This window comes from Actinoallomurus acanthiterrae (assembly GCF_054775715.1).
This window is the reverse complement of the sequence record NZ_BAAHCO010000001.1, coordinates 265771-282205: the sequence shown is the minus strand read 5'-3', so window position 1 is coordinate 282205 and position 16435 is coordinate 265771. Positions and strand designations below refer to the sequence as shown.

Below are 16435 nucleotides of genomic sequence, written 5' to 3'. Positions count from 1 at the left end.
GGTTCCGGCTAACTTTCCTAACGTGGACCCGGAGAACGTCGCGGCGGCTCAGCAGGGGGACGCGCTCGCGCTGGACCGGCTTCTCGACGAGCTGGCCCCCTATGTCCGCCGACTGTGCGCACGGATCGCCCCGGCGGCGGCCGACGATGCGACACAGGAAGCCCTGCTGGCGATCTTCCGGGGCCTGCCTTCGCTGCGCGCCCCTGAGGCGATCATGACCTGGGTACGCTCGGTCGCCGTCCGGACGGCGATCCGGCTCGCCCGCCGGCATGACCTGGAGGTCCCCGCGGAGGGAACGCTCATGGACCGCTACGACCCCTCTCGCGAAGGGCTGGTGGACATCGACGACGCCCTCGCGCGCCTGCCGGTCTCCCAGCGCGTCGTACTGGTGTTGCGCACCCGGGAAGGCCTCAGCGAACAAGAGATCGCCACCACTCTGGGGATCCCGACGGGGACCGTGAAATCCCGGTTGCATCGAGCCAGGGCCGCGTTCCGGGAGGTGTGGGAATCGTGACCGATCCCGTGGCGCGCCCCGACATCGACCCGATCGACCGCCTCGCCGTTCTCGCGGCCGCCCTGCCCGGCGCCGCCGTCCGGCAGCGCCGCATCGCCGCCCCCTTCGACACCGTGTGGCAGGTCATCGCGGACCTGGAACACGCCCTCCCCCGCTACGAACCCGGTGTCGCCCACGTACGTGTCATCGAGCAACGCGGCGAGTTCCTGCGCCTGCTGGTGCAGGACACCGATGGCCGCGAGGACGCGATGGACGCCAGGCTCCGGCCAGGCTGGTGCCTGATGCAGTCCGCCACAGTCGTCGTCGCCTTCGCCGCCCGCCGCCTGGGCGGCGAGACCCTGCTGGCCCATCTCGAACACCGACGCGTGCAGACCCCCGGTCCAAGCCGGACACCTGACCGCCGCGCCGCTCTCGCGAAAATCGACCAGGAGCTCCACACGATCGAAAGACTCGCCACCGACCATGGGCCCTGAGTTCCGGGGCATCTGCGTTCGTACTCTCCCGCGACATTCGGCGTCAGGAGCGGCTCGGCCGGTCGGCCGACGCAGTACTAACGCGATACCGTTTCATGATCCATTTCTGCGACAATTCGCGCATGTTCATCGTCACGGTGACCTACACCGCACCACTGGAGGACGTGGACCCGTTGCGCCCGGCGCACGGCGACTGGCTCAAGGACCTCATCGCACGACGCCTGCTCCTCGTCGCCGGACGCCAGGTCCCCCTGGTCGGCGGGATCTACCTCGTCCCCGACATGCCCGCCGAAGAACTCGACCGCATCCTCGCCACCGACCCGTACCTCATCAACGGCGTCGCCGAGTACGGCATCACTGAGTTCACACCGTTGCTGGTGGCAACGGGCCTGGAGGAGCTCAAGAGCTGACGCGCCCCCCGGGGGGCTCCTTTCCCTCCGGGACGGCTGCCCCCGTTCTGCGCCGTCTCGCCAGACGATAACTTTCCCGCCTGAGCGTACAGCGCAGAAAAAGACCCTCACCCGTCGGCGGCATTCAGGCGTTATGCCGGGTCTCGCCACCTCCATCACAAGCGCTCTTGGTTGGCCACAGCCCACCCACACAGGGGTCGGTCACTCGCCCGACAGCGAGTAATTCGACGGCCCGCAACGGTAAGGGGGCTCCGAGTCCCCTCAAACCCGGAGCCCCCTCGTGACCATGCAAGGCCACGTCTGCGCGCGCACCACGGCCTTAGAGACCGTCGCGGTCCTTTCTCGGAGCGGAGAAAACCACCTTCCCCACGAAGCTCGAGCTCTCTATGCGGCAATAACCGCATATGACAGACAGCCTGGATACCGCCTTGAGACCTCGTCCGGTCTCCCCAAGGGTGTCGATGGTGTGAAAATCAGGAAAGATGGCCGACTCGTCCACCACCTCTATCCAGGGGCGGCAGTCCCACTCGCTGTAGTAGAGAGTCGCCGGCCGTTGCGTGTGCCGGTAGGCGTTGGTGACCAGCTCCGAGACGATCAGCGTGGCGTTATCCAGCCACTCCTCGCACCTATTGACCTGCAGCGCCTGCCTGATCCACCTACGCGCTTCACCGGCGGAGGACGGCACGGGGTACACCCTTAGGGATTCTCGCGCTTTGGTCCGCACCCTGGTCACCCCCGACATTCGACTTCGTTCCGCGCTGTTCTGCGTAATGTCGAGAAGTCTGGACTGGCCCTCGAATAGGTCGCTACCATTCCCGGGACAGTTGGAAAGGCCGGTGGCGCGAATGACAAGCGAGATCAAGCTCGATCCGGACTCGTCGATGTGGGATTGGATAACAATCGACCTGCGTTTCCAAACCAAGAAGTCCGGAATGTCCTACGCAGCCGTAGCGCGACTGCTGAACCGCAGCTACTCCAACGTTTCCAACATCATGGCGGGCCGCAGGAAGATCAAAGAGGAGGACGCCAAGACGCTCGATGCGCACTGGGATCTCGGGGAGCACTTCACCCGGCTGGTGAGGTACGCCAAGCGGGACGGCTCGAGAGAGTGGTTTCGCGAATACCTCGAGTACGAGGCCGCCTCATCGGTGGTCAAGGCGTACGAGGCACTGGCCGTTCCCGGCCTCTTACAAATCCCGGAGTACGCGGCAGCCCTCATCAGGGAGCTCGGCTCTGCGGATGCCGAGGATCAGGTGAAGCGGAGGATCGCCAGGCAGGCCATTCTCAGCAAGACACCGCCACCGAGCCTCTACGTCCTGCTGTCGCAGAACGCGCTCAACTGGCCGGTAGGAGGGGCAGAGGTCATGCGCGACCAGCTCGCACATTTCCTGGAGATGGCCGAACGCCCCAACGTGGGCATCCGAGTCGTTCCTCTGTCGTCCGGGGCTCATGCAGGTTTTGACGGGAGCTTCACCTTGATCTACGGGGAGGCCGGCGACGTCGCCTATACCGAAGCGCCCGGCCGTGGACGTCTTGTCGATTCCCCCTCCGAGGTCAGAGAATACTGGGACAGATACGACCGGATCGGACAGGTAGCCCTACCTGTCGCCCCGTCCCTGCAACTGATCAGAGAGGCCATGGAGGCCCTGTGATGGACGAACTCCTCACCCCCGATGAGTGGCGCAAGTCCACCCGTAGCGGAAACTCTGGTAACTGTGTCGAAGTCATCGAGGTCGTAAAGGCCTGAGAAGGAGAATCGTCTTTACGTGAACAGGGGGCGCATGCCGGAGCGGTATCGGTCGATCATCGACGTGCACGTCATCCTGGAGCGCGGCGGCGAGATCCTGCTTCTGGAACGCCAGAACACCGGGTACGGCGACGGCATGTTCCACCTGCCCAGCGGTCACCTCGAAGCGGGGGAATCCGTCGCCGACGGCGCCGTCCGGGAAGTGCGCGAGGAGGTCGGCGTCCGGATCGACCCCGCCGACCTGCGGCTCGCCGCCGTCGTCCACCACTGTCATCGGCCCGACGTCGCCAGGGTCGGCATGTTCTTCGCGACCGCCCGCTGGGAAGGCGAGCCGTACAACGCCGAGCCTCATAAGTGCGACAAGCTGCTGTGGTGCGACCCGGCCGCCCTGCCGTCCAACACGATCGGCTACCCGGCCGCCGGCATCGACGCCTACCTGACCGGTACGCCCCTCGCCCTCCACGGCTGGGGCTAAAACCGAGGCGATCTTCCGTTGCGGGGAGGGAGCGCCTTGATCGCCTATAGCGTGGCATGGATTCCGTCCACGTGATCAGATTGGCGCTCTCTCCGTGTACAGCGACACCGCCGGCCGTCTCCCGTCCGCTCCGGATCAGGTTCTCCGCCTGATCGTCACGGGTGGTGGGACGGGCGGCCACACGTACCCCGCTCTCACCGCAGTGCGCACGCTGCAGGCCAGGCTCGCGGCCTCCGGCCGGAGGCTGGACGTCCTGTGGGTGGGGACCGCCGACAGTCTGGAGTCCCGCGTCGCGGCCGGTGAGGGCATCCGGTTCGCCTCGGTCGCCACCGGGAAGATCCGCCGGTCGAGCAACCCGTTGAAGATGCTCTCGCCGGCCAATGTGAAGGACATGCTGCGGGTGCCGCTGGGCGTGCTCCAGGCTCGCCGGATCGTCAAGAGATTCCGGCCCGACATGGTGCTGGCCACGGGCGGCTATGTCGCCGTTCCGGTCGGTCTGGCGGCCAGTATGCGCCGCCGTCCGCTGGTGGTCCACGAGCAGACCGTCCGCCTCGGTCTGGCCAACCGGTCCCTCGCGGGCCGCGCGACACGCGTCGCCGTGTCCTCGGAGTCCACGCTGCCGCTGCTCCCCGAGGCGGTGCGCTCGGCGGCGGTGGTGACCGGCAACCCGGTGCGGCCCGAGGTGCTGTCCGGGCAGCCGGACAAGGCGGTCCACGGGCTCGGCCTGCACCGCTTCGACCCGCGCCGCCCGACCGTGTACGTCACCGGCGGCGCCCAGGGGGCAAAGCAGATCAACACCCTCGTCGCCGCCATCCTCCCGTGGCTGCTGTCCCACGCCAACGTCATCCACCAGTGCGGCCCGGACCTCCTCGCCGAGATGCGGCAGCACACCGCGGGCCTGCCGGACGAAGCGGCGTCGCGCTACCTCCTGACCGGCTACGTGGGTCCGGAGCTGCCAGACGTCCTCGCCCTGGCCGACGTGGTGATCTCCCGAAGCGGCGCGGGGACGATCGCGGAGCTGACCGCCCTGGGCAAGGCGTCCGTCCTCATCCCCCTCGCCTCCTCCGCGGGTGACGAGCAGGCGCACAACGCGCGCCACCTGCAGGAGGTCGGCGCCGCCGTCGCGCTGGTCGGGGAGACCACGCCGGAGGCCCTGGGCGCCGCCGTGGAGCCCCTGCTCACCGACCCCGCGCGGCGTACGACGATGGCGCAGCGGGCCCGCGAAATGGGCCGTCCCGACGCGGCCGACCGGCTGGTCGACGTCCTGCTGTCCGTCGTCGAGTCACAGCGCTGAGGACGGCCCGCCGACGGTCTCCGGCACGCGGGCTCCATCGCGGCGCGAGTGGGCGTACAAAGCCGGGGTGGCATCTTTTGGCGGGACCGCCGCCCGCCGAGAGCGGCCCTTAGAAGCGACAATGAGCGCGATAACCCTCGAAAGGGAGGTACTTCGTGTCCAACACGCAGGCTGTGGCGACCCGTCCGGCCGTGCTCGGCGATCTGGTGCCGGGCCGGCTGGTTCGTGACGTCGCGCTCGTCGTCGGCGCGGCCGTCTTCGTCGGGGTCGCCGCGCAGGTGAGCGTGCCCATCCCCGGGACGCCGGTGCCGGTGAGCGGCCAGACCTTCGCCGTGCTGCTGTCCGGCGCGGCGCTCGGGCTCGGCCGGGGTGCCGCCTCGATGGTGCTGTACGCGCTCGCCGGAATGGTCGGCGTGCCGTGGTTCGCCGAGGGCGCCTCGGGCTGGCACATGGCGTCGTTCGGTTACATCATCGGCTTCGTGCTCGCCGGGGCCGTCGTCGGCGCCCTGGCCGCGCGCGGTGGTGACCGGTCGCCGCTGCGGACCGTGGGCACGATGGCGCTCGGCCTCGCGGTGATCTACGCTGCCGGGGTGCCGTGGCTGATGGCCTGGACCCACAGCGACCTGGGCACGGCGCTGAGCATGGGCGTCCGGCCGTTCCTCATCGGCGACGCGATCAAGATCGCCCTCGCCGCCGGGCTGCTGCCCGGCGCCTGGCGGCTCTTCCGCCGCTGACCTGACGGTCCGGCCGGGCGCCGTCTCCGGCGCACCGGCCCGGGCCGCATCGGCACGACGCGGGCCCGGTCCTCGTGCACGCGGCCGGGTTCATCCCCGACAGACGCCACCTGCGGGCCCCGCCCCGTACGGGGACGGGTCCGCGTCGTTCATCGGCCGTCGAGGTGATCCGCCAGGTACCCGTGGATCAGGCGTTTCACCTCGGCGAGCAGCGCCGGGTCGCCCTCGGGGTCGTGGCGGAACGCGAGCTTGAGCACGGCGTCGGCCGCCTCGACGGCGACGGCGAGCGCGGTGGCGAACTCCCCGTTGTCCGGCAGCTCGAACGCCGAGACGAGCAGGCCCTTCAGCCGGCCGGCGACGACGGCGTTGTTCTCGGCCGCGACGTCGAGCAGGTGGACGTCGGCGATGTCCCCGAAGCGCAGGACGCGGAAGCCCGGGACCGTACGGTGCATGTCCACGAAGATCTCGATCACGGTGCCGACGGCGTCGTACCAGTGCGTGAACTCGTCCTCGGCGAGCGCCCCCGCCACCCGGTCGCCGAACATGTCGAGGTTGCGCAGCGCGAGTTGCTGGGCGATCGCCTTCTTGTCGGGGAAGAACTGGTAGACCGAGCCGATCGCGACGTCCGCCCGTTGGGCGATCTTGGTGGTGGACAGGCCGTCGTACCCGGACTCGTCGAGGATCTCCGCACAGGCGTCCAGCATGCGCTGGACGCGTTCGGCACTCCGTCGTTGCGCAGGTCGGCGGCGCAGCGCCGAGCTATCCGTCGTCACACGTTCAATCATGCCTTTTCCGACGGTGATACCGGCGCGTAGGATCCGAGATCCATTCACGTTCTGCGGAGGCCGCCTGTGTTCTCCTCTGACTTCCAGTGGGGCGTCGCGACGTCGGCGTTCCAGATCGAGGGTGCGACAACGGAGGACGGCCGGGGTCCGTCCACGTGGGACACCTTCTGCCGGGAGCCCGGCCGGGTACGCGACGGGCACACCGCCGACGTCGCCTGCGACCATTACCACCGCTGGGTCGAGGACCTCGACCTGATCGCCGGGCTCGGCGCCCACGCGTACCGCTTCTCCATCGCCTGGCCTCGGGTCCAGCCGACCGGCAGCGGCCCCGCCAACCCCAAGGGCCTGGACTTCTACGACCGGCTCGTCGACGGCCTCGCCGCACGTGGGGTGGCGGCCGTGCCCACGCTGTACCACTGGGACCTGCCGCAGCCGCTGGAGGACGAGGGCGGCTGGATGAACCGGGACACCGCCTACCGGTTCGCCGAGTACGCGGCGCTGGTCGCCGAACGGCTCGCCGACCGGGTCGACCTGTGGATCACGCTGAACGAGCCGATGGTCGTGATGTCCTACGGTTACGCCTTCGGCCTGTACGCGCCCGGGCAGACGCTCATGCTCGATGCCCTGCCCACCGCCCACCACCAACTGCTCGGCCACGGCCTCGCCACGACCGCCCTGCGCGCCGAAGGAGCGGCCCGGATCGGGATCTCCAACCACTACACGCCCGCCTGGCCGGCCGGCGACGGCCCCGAGGACGTCACGGCGGCCGTGGCCTTCGACGCCCTGCTGAACTGGCAGTTCACCGATCCGATCCTGCTGGGCCGCTACCCCGGCCTCGGCCTGGACCTGGCCCACGTCCGGGACGGCGACCTGAAGGTCATCGCCGCGCCCATCGACGCGCTGGGGGTCAACTACTACAACCCGACCGGAGTCGTGGCACCCGACGACGACGGTCTGCCGTTCGCGATCCGGGACCTGAGCGGCTTCCCGACGACGGGCTTGGGCTGGCCGGTCGTCCCGGACGGGCTGCACCGGCTGCTGGTCGACCTGCGGGAGCGGTACGGTGCCGCGCTGCCGCCGGTGTACATCACCGAGAGCGGCTGCTCCTACGACGAGTCGCTCAACGACACCGACCGGATTGGCTTCCTGAACGCGCACGTCGGTGCCGTACGGGCGGCGATGAACGACGGCGTCGACGTACGCGGCTACTACGTCTGGTCGCTGCTGGACAACTTCGAGTGGGCCTCGGGCTACCATCCGCGCTTCGGCCTCGTCCACGTCGACTACGCGACGCAGAAGCGAACGCCACGCGCGTCGTACGCCTGGTACCGCGACCTCATCGCGGCCTGCTCCTGATCAGGGATGGCGGTATGGCCGGTTCTGTCGCGATCAAGGGGTGGCGATGAGGCCGGTGCAGCGGCGCAGCTTGTCCCACCTCGCATGATCGCGGGTCGCCGCCGCGCCGGTGAGCAGCCGCGGCACGCCTTTGGTGATGTACGCCGGCTTCCACTCGGCCTTCATGATCTTCCGCTTGCGGAGGGTCAACTCGAGGATGCCGGAGTGGGGGTCGTTCCGGTCCGGGGCGGTGAAGAAGAAGTTGCCGAACCCATAGTCGACGTACCGGCCCTGCATGAAGCCGCCGCCGAGCGGGATGTGCGCGTGCCCGCCGACGACCACGTCGGCGCCCGCCCGCACGAGGGCGCGGGCCAGCGTCTTCTGCCGGGGCAGCGGGCAGGGGTTCAGCTCCTGGCCCCAGTGCAGGTAGACGATGACGGTGTCGGCCTTCTTCCGCGCCGCGCGGACCTCCTGGACGAGGCGCGGGACGTTCTTCGCCGAGGCCAGGCCGCCCTTCTTCGGGGTCGCCGTCCACGCCGTGACCAGGTTGTCGTCCAGGACCTGGGTGGCGCCGAGCACCGCGATCCGGTTGCCCTTCACGGTCACGTAGTAGGGCCGGTACGCCTGGGCGGCGTTCGCGCCGATGCCGACGACGGGGAACCGCGACTTCCTGATGGCGGCGAGGGAGTCGTGCAGGCCGACCGTTCCGTAGTCCATGGCGTGGTTGTTGGCCATGGTCACCACGTCGATGCCGGCGGACCGCAGCGCGTCGAACGCGCTCGCCGGGGCACGGAAGGTGAACTCCTTCGGCGCCTTCTTCCCCCGCGTGGTGATGGCCGTCTCCAGGTTGACCATCATGAGGTCGGGACGCTTCAGCTCGGAGATGATCGGCCCGAGGGCGGTGGCCGGGTCGGCCAGCCGCTTGGCGAGCGGCCCATTGAAGTGGACGTCCCCGGCGAACCCCACCGTGATCGGTCCGTCGTCCGCGCCGCCCGCCGTCTGACCGGGCGGAGCGGAGGCACGCGGCGGACGCTTCGCGTCACCACCGCCACCACCGCAGGCCGCCGCCAGACCGGCCAGACCGGCCAGGGCAGCCGCCAGTACCGCACGCCGCATCACGTCCCCCTCCCCAGGGAAGTCACAAGAATGACACGTTTCGCCCATCACGGATAATGGAGTGACCTTGCTCGACATCGCGGGCATTCGCGCGGAGACCCCCGGCTGCGCGGAGGTCGTGCACCTCAACAACGCCGGAGCGGCGTTGCCCCCACGGACCGTGATCGACGCAGTACACGACCATCTGGACCTCGAGGCGCGCATCGGCGGGTACGAGGCGGCCGACGCCGTCGCTCCCCGGATCACCGGCACGTACGACTCCCTGGCCCGCCTCATCGGCGCGCACCCCGACGAGATCGCCTACGCGGAGAACGCCACGCGCGCCTGGGACATGGCGTTCTACGGCATCCCGTTCCGTGCCGGCGACCGGATCCTCACGACCGCGAGCGAGTACTCCAGCAACACGATCGCGTTCCTCCACGCGGCGCGCCGGCACGACGTGAAGGTCGAGGTCGTGCCGGACGACGAGTACGGCCAGATCTCACTCGACGCCCTGGCGAACACGCTCGACGACGACGTACGGCTCGTGGCGATCAACCACGTCCCCACCCACGACGGACTGATCAACCCGGCCGCCGAGGTCGGCCGCCTGACCCGCGCCGCGGGGACGCTCTACCTCCTCGACGCGTGCCAGTCCGTCGGCCAGCTCGTCGTGGACGTCGAGGAGATCGGCTGCGACCTGCTGTCGGCCACGGGCCGCAAGTTCCTGCGCGGCCCGCGCGGCACCGGCTTCCTCTACGTGCGGCGGTCGGTGCTGAACCGTATCGAGCCGCCGTTCCTCGACCTGCGCGCCGCGGACTGGACGGGACCGGACTCGTACGAGCTGCGCGGCGACGCGCGCCGGTTCGAGTCGTGGGAACGCTCCGTCGCCGGGCAGCTCGGCCTCGGCGCCGCCGCGGAGTACGCCCTGGAGGTCGGCGTCGAGGCGATCGAACGGCGCGTGCTCGAGCTCGGCGCCCTGCTGCGGGCGGCCCTGGCGGAGAACCCGGCCGTCACCGTACGGGACCGGGGCCTGCACCGGTCGGGGATCGTGACGTTCACGCACCGCGACCGGGAGCCCGCCGAGATCGTGGCGTCGCTCGCCGAGCGGCGGATCAACGTGCGGGTCTCCCAGCAGACGTACCGGTACGACGAGGGCGCGCAGCCGGCGCCCCGCGTACGCGCGTCGGTGCACTACTACACCACCGAGGACGAGATCCGGCAGCTCATCACCGCGCTCTGACGTGGAGAGACGGCCCTCGACCTGACGCTGTCGTTACGAAGCAGGCCACATTCAGCCATCTGACGCCCACGTACCGTGACGGACCATAGTCTCCAGACATGCAGACGGCGACGGTGACCGCGCTCCTCGCAGCGATCATTGGCGCGCTCGGCGTTACGCTCGCCGGTTTACAGCTCCGGCAGAACCGCCGATCGGAGCCCTTCACCACGAAGCCCGGCGAGCCGGCTCCGGCTCGACCCGTGGAGTACGAGCCGACCTGGCCGGGCCCACCGGCGGCACCCTTCCCGGTGCCGCCGCAGGCCAGGAGGACCGGCCCGGCCGCGCGCCGGTCGTGCTGCGCCGGACTCGCCGCGGGGGCCGTCCTCGTCCTGATCGTCCTCTCCGGCGTGGTGTTGATGTTGCTGTCGAGCGGGTCGGACAACAACAGTTCACCCCCCGGACCTGGGATCACCCCGACACTGGAGTCACCCACCGACTCGGCCTCGGCCTCGCCCCCCGACTCTTTCCCGACCGCCACCACCGCACCGTCGCCCGGCTCCGCCAGCCCCCCGGTCCCCACGATCACGGTGACCGTCACCGCTGTTCCGACCATCGCGCCGATGAGCGGGAGCCAGGGAGACGGGCCGGACGGCACCGCGCTGCTCGCCGCGGTCGGGGCCGTCATCGCCGGGCTCGGTACGGCGGCGTCCGGTGCGGCCTCCATCATCGCGATGCGCCGCAAAGAGCCGGCCCGGCGACACGACAACCGAACGCGGCACCGCGGCCGACGATGACGGGACCGCTCCAGCCACTCCGCCGTGGACGAGATCCGGCAGCTCATCACCGCGCTCTGAGCCGCCTCGTCACGGAAGCCGCCCGATCTGGTCGACGTACGCCGTGCGGACCGCCGTGGCCCCGCTCACGATGCCGGCCGGTCGTCCCCCGAACGACCGGACCAGCACGCTGCGGCTGCCGAGATAGGCGTACGTCGTCCGGTCGAACACCAACTCCTCCCTGATGTGCCCGTCCACCACCCGCGCGACGGCCACGCCGTGCCGACCCGTGGCATCCGTCGTGTCGGGGACGTAGGTCACGTCCGGGATCCTGCGGAGCGCCCGGAACAGCGCCGCGCGCGACGGCGGTGGGATCGCTCCGCCCAGCAGGTCACCGGCGTTTTCCCACGCTCGGTCCTCCTTGGAACCGTCCCCGTCCTTGTAGAGGTGGCGCAGCATCCCGGACGCGTCGGTGGGAAGATCCCGACGGTACGCCGCCTCCATCGAGCAGTTCGCGGGCGGCCGGGTCAGATCCCACGCCTTGGACTCCTCTTGTCCCATCGCGCGATCGCAGACCCACTCCTGAGTCCAGCCATCCTGGCCGGGCACCGGAGCCCCGTCATTCGGCGGGAACGGCCCGGTACCGCTCTGCCGCAACCGGAACAGGCCCGGCTTGCCCCCATCGACCGGCAACCAGTCGGCGCGGTCCTCAGCCCGGAACCCCTTCCATCCCTTGCCATCGACGTAGGTGAGGGTCCAGTTCCTGCCGTCGATGTAGAGGTACTGTCCAGGGCTCGGACGCGGAAGACCGTCGGCCACGGCCGCGGCCCGGTCGAGCATCACTGCCGCCTCCGCGACCGCCCCGGGCCGCCGGTCACCGACGCCGAACGACTGCGTCACGATGGCGCCGGCCACGCTGGTCAGGACGACGCCACCGGCGAGGACGGGCCGCCATCGCCGACGGCCTCGTACGGCCCGAGTCGTGGTGATCCGATTGCGCTGGCGGGCCAGCGTGGCCGGAGGTTCGCGGTCGAGCTTGCGTCCGAGCTCACGGAGCATCGTCATCTCATCCATCGCTGTGCTCCTTCGTGGGGTCGGTTCCGCCGAAGGCGGCACGCACCTTGCGCCGGGCTCGGTTGAGGCGCGAGCGCACCGTGCCGATCGGGATGCCGAGCGCGGTCGCGGTCTCCTCGTACGACAGGTCGGCCCAGGCGATCAGCAACAGGACGTCACGGTCGCCACGGGACAACTCGGCCAGGGCGCTGGTCAGCTCGGGCCGGACGCTCTGCGCCGCGACCTCGGCCAGCGCCCGATCGACCGGACTGTCGGCGGCCTCCTCGGGCAGAGCGCGCTCCAACGCCCGATAGCGGGCGCGTTCCCGGCGGTGGTGCCGGGCGATCAGCTTCGTGATGATGCCGAACAGCCAGGGCCGGGCGTCCGCACGGCCGGGGTCGTACCGGTGCCGCTTCTGGAAGGCGACCAGGAACGTCTCCCCGACCAGGTCCTCGGCGACCTCCGGTCCGAGACGTTTGACGGCATAGCGGTAGAGCATCGCCGAATACCGGTCGAAGAGCGCCGCGAAGGCGTCCGGATCGTCACGGGAAACGGAGATGATCTTGGAGTCCGGCGGTGACACGGATTCCGCGATCATCTCGGGGATGCCTGTCCGGGCATGGGCGACCCTTTCACTCGGGGATCGGTCGCAGGTATCTCTCCGCGAGCCCCGCCCCGAGTTCACGCCTTTGTCGGCGTGCTCTCCTCGATGAAGGCGTCGACGGTCGCGCACAGGAGTCGGACGCTCCGCCGGAACCTCTCGTCCTGGTCCAGGCGGGGCGCCTCCTCGAAGACGTGCGGGAAGCGTTCGACCAGGTCGGCGTAGGTCTCCTCAGTAACGGCCGGGATCTCGAACGTGGCCTGCTCCTGGAGGACGAACCCGGTGACGTGGCTGAGAAGGGTGTCGGCGGCGATGATGCGGTGCTCGGCGGGGACGCCGGCCGCCGAGAGGGTCCGCAGGAGGCGTTCCATGATCGACAGTGCGCCGGGGCTGAGCGTTTTGGGGCTCTCGGCCAGCAGGATGGCCCCGCCGGGATGCTGCTCGATGACGCGGCGCAGCGCGGTGGCCTGGGCTTCGATCTCGTCCTGCCAGCTGGACTCGGGCGGGAGCGCGGCCACGGCGGCGGTGCCGGCGTCGTAGGCCTGCCGGCAGACGCGGTCGGCCATCATCGCGAGCAGGTCGTTCTTGTTGCGTACGTGGTAGTACAGGCTGCCCGCGTGTGCGCCGAGCCGGTCCGCCACCTGGCGCATGGACAGTCCGTGGTATCCGACCTCGGCGAACGTGGCCATGCCGGCGTCGACGATCCGCTCCTTGGTGAGCTTCATCGCTCCACCGTACCGGCATTTCGAACGGTGTTTGAATCGTGTGCTAGCGTTGCCCTCAGTTTCGAACACTGTTGGAAAAGGTGTGCGCCTTGGGGAATGTCCTGTTCTTCGCGACCACGGCCGCGTTGATGATCATGATGATCAATAGCGGTCTCGCGGCGGCCGGGCGTGACACCCTGCGCGAGCGCCCCATCCCCTGGGTCGCCGTCGGGCTGACCGCGCTGGCCCTGGCCGGCGTCGTCCTGCAGCTGTGCTGGTCGGGCGCCATGGCCGCGCTCGACCAGGACCCGGCCAAGACCGGCTGGTGGCGGGTGTTCACCTCGGTCTTCATGCAGAACGGCGGTGTCGGCGGCGCCGCCTGGAACATCGCCACCCTGGCCATCGTCGCCGCGCTCGCCCAGTGGCTCTGGGGCGGCTGGACGGCCGGCGTCTTCTTCCTCGCCGGCGTCCTCCTTCCGGAACACATCGACGCCCTGCTCGGCCTGGGGAGCGGCCCCAGCACCGATCCCCGCAACTTCGCCGGCAGCTCCGGCGCCACCTACTTCCTCGGGGCGAGCCTGGCCCTGGCCCTGCTGACCCGCACCACGGTCAGGAAGCACCAGGCCCTGGCGATCGCCGTCCCGGCACTCGGGCTGGCGATGTGGTTCGCCCAGGACAACGGCCACGGCCTGGTCTCCGCTTACGGCTTCGTACTGGCGATCGCCGCCTGGGCCGCACGCCGCTGGATGCCGCGCTCCGAACCCAAAGCCGCCTAGTGCCCACGCCGGCGGGCTCGTTTCCTGGCGCGGGCGGCCTCGTACCGTTGCTCGGCGCGGGCGGCCTTCCGCTCCTTGGCGTCGGCCGCGGCCTGCGTCTTCCGCTCTTCGAACTCCAGGCGTACGGCCTCCTGTGAGGCGGTGCCGCGCCGGCCCTGGGCGATGCGGGCGGCCTCGCGGGCGGCCAGTTTCGCGGCGCGCTTGGGATTGACCCGGCGCTGCGACGGGCGGGCGTCCGCCGGTACGGGCGGGTTGGCGGCGGCCTTGTCCAGCAGTGCGGTGCCATGCCGCAGCAGGAACTCGTGCAGCTCCGCGTCGGTCGGCTCGCCGCCGAACACGACGCGGGTGGCGCGCACCTCGCCGTCCTCGGCGATCTCCAGGATGCCGACCCAGAACGGGTCCTCGAAACACACGGTCAGCGTCACGGCGCTCATCGTCCCCTCCAGCATGTATGCCGAGCACCGGCCTGACGAGGCCGGATTCCGGCACACCGGACATCCCTGGAGAGGGCGGATACAGACCGTCGAATCGACGGCGCCCGGGCTACCTACCGGGCCGCGTTTTCGTGTGCGCCTCGAAGTCTACGCGCAGGTGTCGGGGGGTGTCCGGCCCGCGAAGCGGTCGGCGAGGTAGGACAGGGCGTCGCCTCCCCGGACGAGGGCCTCCAGGGCGTGCTCGCCGATGGCGTCCCGGACGACCTGCACGGTGGCGCCCTTGGCGCACCACGCCCTGGCGACCGCGTCGGCCTGGGCGACGGGCACGATCTCGTCGGTGTTCGCGTGGTAGTCGTAGACCGGCGCCGCCGGGGCGGCCGCGCCCATGGTGTTCTTCGCGAGCATCGCGGCGACGGACGGCACGGACAGCGGGTCGGGCACGGTCGTGTAGTCCGCGAGCCGCTTGAAGGCGAACCCGGTGATCAGGTCGGTGAGGCACTTGCCGCGCGCCTTCTGCAAGGCCTCCTTGCCCTGGGCGTTGGTCAGCTCCTCGATTCCCGCCTCGGGGTACTCCGCGGCCAGGCTCACGGTGGCGGCGGCCTCGAAGCCGGAGAACGCCCCGCCGTCCAGCGACCGCGCCACCGCGGCCGGGTCGGCCGGGGTGCCGCCCATGGCCACGCCGGCGAGCCGCACGTCCGGTGCGTAGGAGGGCTGGAGTTCGGCGGCCCAGCCGGTCGCCTGGGCGCCACCGGAGTAACCGTTCAGCGCCCACGGGTTGCTCGCGCCGACGCCGCCCGCGCCGAGGTTCCGCACCGCCCGGATGCCGTCGAGCACGGCGTGCCCGGCCTGCGGGCCGCCCATGAACACCGACTTCGGCCCCTCGAAGTCGGGCATCGCCACCGCCCAGCCCTTGTCGAGGACGGAACCGGCGAACAAGGCGGACGACGCGGCGTACCCCTGACCCGAGGAGACCCCGTACGACGGCGCGCACTGGGTCCCGGTGGAGTCCTCGGCCGCCTGCACCGAGACGACGGGCCGGGGGCCACCGCCCGCCCAGGCCTTCTTCGGGACGAGCAGGGTCGTGACCGCCAGTTCAGGCTGCTCGTGCGAGTCGTCGGTACGGAAGGAGATCTGCCAGGCGTCGACCGTGTCGGCGAGGTCGCCGGCCTTCGGGGTGATCTTCCGGTCGTCGACGACCTGGCCCGGCCGGTAGGACCCGATGTCCGCCGGGGCGCTGTAGAAGGGGTCCTGGTCCGGGGGGACGGAGCCGGCGGGCGGCGGGTCGACGGCCGACGCAGTGCCCGCCAGGAGGGTGAGGGCCGCGGCGGCGATCGGCAGGGTGAGGGCGGTTCTGGCAACCGGTCTCATCGGTCACTCCAGTGTGGGGGCACCGGACCTTCCGGATGCGGGGACCTGGACTATCCCCCTTCCGCCTGCCGAGAGATAGGCGACCATCCGCAAATCAACGGCGCGCGATCACCCCGAAAATGACAAACCGTCAGGCGTTCACCTGGGTGAGTCGGGCGGCGGCACGTCCGGCAGTCCGAACGCCGGACGGACGGGTGCGCCGACGGCCAAGGCTGCGTGCCGGATCCGCTCCGCCACCTCGTCGGCACGGCCCGGCCGGCGCAGCCAGAAGGCGAGATTCGACTTCTGGACCGCCCACCCGACGTACGCGGCCCGGCCGCCGACGAAGACGACCAGCCCCTCGGAGCTCGGCATGACCGCCTCGATCGTCCGTAGGTCGACGCGCTCGGTCCGGCGCTTGTTGCGGAGCACGAGCTCGGTGGACGTGAGGCTGATCGAGGGCCGGAAGGCGTTCCACCAGAGCCATACGGCGAAGGGAGGGAACAGCAGCAGCGGGACGATCAACCCTGTTCTACGTTCGTCGACCAGATCTGCCACGAGCCCGGCCTCGAACACGGCCAAGACAATGATGATCAGGCTCACGACGACCCGAGTGCTGATCGCCGTACGCCATCTCACTAACGGCGCGTCCATGGACTGATC

Annotated in this window: 21 protein-coding genes; 12 read left to right on the top strand and 9 right to left on the bottom strand. The window is 70.1% G+C overall.

Annotation, left to right across the window (positions count from 1 at the left end; translation table 11 throughout):
- Positions 1 to 22: 22 nt before the first annotated feature.
- The 3 genes from ACYVF7_RS01505 (at position 23) to ACYVF7_RS01495 (ending at position 1397) form a co-directional block, all read left to right on the top strand.
- Positions 23 to 514 (top strand): RNA polymerase sigma factor, encoded by a 492-nt coding sequence (locus ACYVF7_RS01505; RefSeq protein ID WP_460333631.1) that lies wholly within the window; start codon positions 23 to 25, stop codon positions 512 to 514.
- The gene (locus tag ACYVF7_RS01500; RefSeq protein WP_460333628.1) at positions 511 to 987 is read left to right on the top strand and encodes a hypothetical protein; all 477 of its coding nucleotides are present in this window, start codon (positions 511 to 513) and stop codon (positions 985 to 987) included. The genes ACYVF7_RS01505 and ACYVF7_RS01500 overlap by 4 nt, the downstream gene beginning before the upstream one ends.
- Positions 988 to 1109: 122 nt before the next feature.
- Complete coding sequence (locus ACYVF7_RS01495) at positions 1110 to 1397, top strand: YciI family protein (protein ID WP_460333625.1); 288 nt, start codon at positions 1110 to 1112, stop codon at positions 1395 to 1397.
- A gap of 319 nt (positions 1398 to 1716) precedes the next feature.
- On the opposite strand, the gene ACYVF7_RS01490 is transcribed toward ACYVF7_RS01495, so the two are convergent.
- Positions 1717 to 2082 carry an ATP-binding protein gene (locus ACYVF7_RS01490; RefSeq protein ID WP_460333623.1) on the bottom strand — a complete coding sequence of 122 codons (366 nt, stop codon included), beginning with the start codon at positions 2080 to 2082 and terminating at the stop codon, positions 1717 to 1719.
- A gap of 160 nt (positions 2083 to 2242) precedes the next feature.
- Between ACYVF7_RS01490 and ACYVF7_RS01485 the strand changes: the two genes are divergently transcribed.
- The 5 genes from ACYVF7_RS01485 (at position 2243) to ACYVF7_RS01465 (ending at position 5647) form a co-directional block, all read left to right on the top strand.
- Positions 2243 to 3049, top strand: coding sequence for a DUF5753 domain-containing protein (locus ACYVF7_RS01485; RefSeq protein ID WP_460333620.1), 807 nt, complete (start codon positions 2243 to 2245; stop codon positions 3047 to 3049).
- Complete coding sequence (locus ACYVF7_RS01480) at positions 3049 to 3144, top strand: DUF397 domain-containing protein (RefSeq protein ID WP_460333617.1); 96 nt, start codon at positions 3049 to 3051, stop codon at positions 3142 to 3144. The genes ACYVF7_RS01485 and ACYVF7_RS01480 overlap by 1 nt, the downstream gene beginning before the upstream one ends.
- A 19-nt stretch (positions 3145 to 3163) precedes the next feature.
- Positions 3164 to 3619, top strand: a complete 456-nt coding sequence (locus ACYVF7_RS01475; RefSeq protein ID WP_460333614.1) for an NUDIX hydrolase — start codon at positions 3164 to 3166, stop codon at positions 3617 to 3619.
- A 94-nt stretch (positions 3620 to 3713) separates the two neighbouring features.
- Entirely contained in the window at positions 3714 to 4913 is a 1200-nt protein-coding gene (locus ACYVF7_RS01470) for a UDP-N-acetylglucosamine--N-acetylmuramyl-(pentapeptide) pyrophosphoryl-undecaprenol N-acetylglucosamine transferase (RefSeq protein WP_460333611.1), read from the top strand.
- 155 nt (positions 4914 to 5068) lie between these two features.
- Positions 5069 to 5647: a biotin transporter BioY gene (locus tag ACYVF7_RS01465; RefSeq protein ID WP_460333608.1), complete on the top strand. Its 579-nt coding sequence runs from the start codon at positions 5069 to 5071 to the stop codon at positions 5645 to 5647.
- A 149-nt stretch (positions 5648 to 5796) separates the two neighbouring features.
- Here the strand turns inward: ACYVF7_RS01465 and ACYVF7_RS01460 are convergent, their stop codons facing one another.
- Positions 5797 to 6420, bottom strand: a complete 624-nt coding sequence (locus ACYVF7_RS01460; protein ID WP_460333605.1) for a TetR family transcriptional regulator — start codon at positions 6418 to 6420, stop codon at positions 5797 to 5799.
- Between the two features lie 78 nt (positions 6421 to 6498).
- Here ACYVF7_RS01460 and ACYVF7_RS01455 point away from each other — a divergent pair, with 78 nt between their 5' ends.
- Positions 6499 to 7788 (top strand): GH1 family beta-glucosidase, encoded by a 1290-nt coding sequence (locus tag ACYVF7_RS01455; RefSeq protein WP_460333602.1) that lies wholly within the window; start codon positions 6499 to 6501, stop codon positions 7786 to 7788.
- Between the two features lie 33 nt (positions 7789 to 7821).
- Here ACYVF7_RS01455 and ACYVF7_RS01450 read toward each other — a convergent pair whose 3' ends face one another.
- Positions 7822 to 8883, bottom strand: coding sequence for a CapA family protein (locus tag ACYVF7_RS01450; protein ID WP_460357739.1), 1062 nt, complete (start codon positions 8881 to 8883; stop codon positions 7822 to 7824).
- A gap of 61 nt (positions 8884 to 8944) precedes the next feature.
- On the opposite strand from ACYVF7_RS01450, the gene ACYVF7_RS01445 reads away from it, so the two are divergent.
- Both ACYVF7_RS01445 and ACYVF7_RS01440 read left to right on the top strand, forming a co-directional pair.
- A complete protein-coding gene (locus tag ACYVF7_RS01445; protein WP_460333599.1) occupies positions 8945 to 10105 on the top strand; it encodes an aminotransferase class V-fold PLP-dependent enzyme in 1161 nt (386 codons plus the stop codon).
- 98 nt (positions 10106 to 10203) lie between these two features.
- Entirely contained in the window at positions 10204 to 10878 is a 675-nt protein-coding gene (locus ACYVF7_RS01440) for a hypothetical protein (RefSeq protein WP_460333596.1), read from the top strand.
- A 69-nt stretch (positions 10879 to 10947) separates the two neighbouring features.
- Here ACYVF7_RS01440 and ACYVF7_RS01435 read toward each other — a convergent pair whose 3' ends face one another.
- From ACYVF7_RS01435 to ACYVF7_RS01425, 3 genes are all read right to left on the bottom strand, one after another.
- Positions 10948 to 11931 carry a CU044_5270 family protein gene (locus ACYVF7_RS01435; protein ID WP_460333593.1) on the bottom strand — a complete coding sequence of 328 codons (984 nt, stop codon included), beginning with the start codon at positions 11929 to 11931 and terminating at the stop codon, positions 10948 to 10950.
- The gene (locus ACYVF7_RS01430) at positions 11924 to 12508 is read right to left on the bottom strand and encodes an RNA polymerase sigma factor (protein ID WP_460333591.1); all 585 of its coding nucleotides are present in this window, start codon (positions 12506 to 12508) and stop codon (positions 11924 to 11926) included. Before ACYVF7_RS01430 ends, ACYVF7_RS01435 begins: the two co-directional genes overlap by 8 nt.
- 83 nt (positions 12509 to 12591) lie before the next feature.
- Positions 12592 to 13236: a TetR/AcrR family transcriptional regulator gene (locus ACYVF7_RS01425; protein WP_460333589.1), complete on the bottom strand. Its 645-nt coding sequence runs from the start codon at positions 13234 to 13236 to the stop codon at positions 12592 to 12594.
- Between the two features lie 89 nt (positions 13237 to 13325).
- Between ACYVF7_RS01425 and ACYVF7_RS01420 the strand changes: the two genes are divergently transcribed.
- Positions 13326 to 13991 carry a hypothetical protein gene (locus tag ACYVF7_RS01420; RefSeq protein ID WP_460333586.1) on the top strand — a complete coding sequence of 222 codons (666 nt, stop codon included), beginning with the start codon at positions 13326 to 13328 and terminating at the stop codon, positions 13989 to 13991.
- On the opposite strand, the gene ACYVF7_RS01415 is transcribed toward ACYVF7_RS01420, so the two are convergent.
- From ACYVF7_RS01415 to ACYVF7_RS01405, 3 genes are all read right to left on the bottom strand, one after another.
- Positions 13988 to 14425: a YjdF family protein gene (locus tag ACYVF7_RS01415; protein WP_460333584.1), complete on the bottom strand. Its 438-nt coding sequence runs from the start codon at positions 14423 to 14425 to the stop codon at positions 13988 to 13990. The genes ACYVF7_RS01420 and ACYVF7_RS01415 overlap by 4 nt on opposite strands.
- Positions 14426 to 14572: 147 nt before the next feature.
- On the bottom strand, positions 14573 to 15793 hold the full coding sequence (locus ACYVF7_RS01410; RefSeq protein ID WP_460333581.1) for a lipase family protein: 1221 nt from the start codon (positions 15791 to 15793) through the stop codon (positions 14573 to 14575).
- Positions 15794 to 15931: 138 nt separating this feature from the next.
- Positions 15932 to 16426, bottom strand: a complete 495-nt coding sequence (locus tag ACYVF7_RS01405) for a hypothetical protein (RefSeq protein WP_460333579.1) — start codon at positions 16424 to 16426, stop codon at positions 15932 to 15934.
- Positions 16427 to 16435: the final 9 nt, after the last annotated feature.

Excerpts from the sequence above, each read along its gene's own strand:
- ACYVF7_RS01405 (WP_460333579.1), bottom strand. The coding sequence starts at position 16,426 with ATGGACGCGCCGTTAGTGAGATGGCGTACGGCGATCAGCACTCGGGTC.
- ACYVF7_RS01450 (WP_460357739.1), bottom strand. The coding sequence starts at position 8,883 with ATGCGGCGTGCGGTACTGGCGGCTGCCCTGGCCGGTCTGGCCGGTCTG.
- ACYVF7_RS01430 (WP_460333591.1), bottom strand. The coding sequence starts at position 12,508 with ATGATCGCGGAATCCGTGTCACCGCCGGACTCCAAGATCATCTCCGTT.
- ACYVF7_RS01415 (WP_460333584.1), bottom strand. The coding sequence starts at position 14,425 with ATGAGCGCCGTGACGCTGACCGTGTGTTTCGAGGACCCGTTCTGGGTC.
- ACYVF7_RS01410 (WP_460333581.1), bottom strand. The coding sequence starts at position 15,793 with ATGAGACCGGTTGCCAGAACCGCCCTCACCCTGCCGATCGCCGCCGCG.
- ACYVF7_RS01435 (WP_460333593.1), bottom strand. The coding sequence starts at position 11,931 with ATGGATGAGATGACGATGCTCCGTGAGCTCGGACGCAAGCTCGACCGC.
- ACYVF7_RS01495 (WP_460333625.1), top strand. The coding sequence starts at position 1,110 with ATGTTCATCGTCACGGTGACCTACACCGCACCACTGGAGGACGTGGAC.
- ACYVF7_RS01425 (WP_460333589.1), bottom strand. The coding sequence starts at position 13,236 with ATGAAGCTCACCAAGGAGCGGATCGTCGACGCCGGCATGGCCACGTTC.
- ACYVF7_RS01485 (WP_460333620.1), top strand. The coding sequence starts at position 2,243 with ATGACAAGCGAGATCAAGCTCGATCCGGACTCGTCGATGTGGGATTGG.
- ACYVF7_RS01440 (WP_460333596.1), top strand. The coding sequence starts at position 10,204 with ATGCAGACGGCGACGGTGACCGCGCTCCTCGCAGCGATCATTGGCGCG.
- ACYVF7_RS01480 (WP_460333617.1), top strand. The coding sequence starts at position 3,049 with ATGGACGAACTCCTCACCCCCGATGAGTGGCGCAAGTCCACCCGTAGC.